Consider the following 630-nt stretch of genomic DNA (forward strand, 5'->3'; position numbering starts at 1 on the left):
GTTTGTTGTTGCTGCAAGGTTGTCGGGGTCGATGGTTGTTGGTGGGGGTTGCAGGTAGGTAAACAGCAGGTCTCTGCGGTGCAGAGATAGCAATGATTGATAGGCCGCTCGGACGCGTTGGTGGGTGTAGACCTTGGTGTAGGCGCCGGTAGCAGGGTCTTTGATGGTGGTTTTCTCGTTCATCCATTCCCGGTAGGTGTGGTCGAATTCGTGCAGGTGGGCGACCCATGTGGATGCTTGGTCAAGGTCGGTGATGCGAGTGAGTTTCAGGGCTAGGCGGTAGAGGGTTTTGCCGGCATCGGTGCGGGGGTTGCTGGTGGTGTGGCGGCGGACTGTTCGTTGGGCGTGGACGAGGCAGCGTTGGATGCGTGTTGTTGGCCAGCAGTGGTGGATGGCTGATTGGGCACCTTGTCCGCCGTCTGTGACTGCGATTAGTGGTGCGGCAATGGGGCGTAGGAGTTCGGTGTAGGCGGCGGTGGTTTCGTGTCTGGCCCAGGTCCAGTTGATGACGTGGGTTTTACTGGCTGCGATCAGGAGGCATCCGGACTTTAGATAGGTCGCGTCGAGGAAGATTTGGTCATGGATGCGGAATGAGTCGATGGTGGGTGTGGGGATGATCCACCAGCACCA

At 58.4% G+C, this 630-nt stretch carries 1 pseudogene; it reads right to left on the reverse strand.

Annotated elements, in window-relative coordinates:
• Positions 1-630: pseudogene (locus AB1Z34_RS11155) on the reverse strand (IS256-like element IS3503 family transposase); the annotation flags it as partial.

The sequence above is a fragment of the Corynebacterium sp. 045007 genome (assembly GCF_040743205.1).
GTDB lineage: Bacteria > Actinomycetota > Actinomycetes > Mycobacteriales > Mycobacteriaceae > Corynebacterium > Corynebacterium jeikeium_D.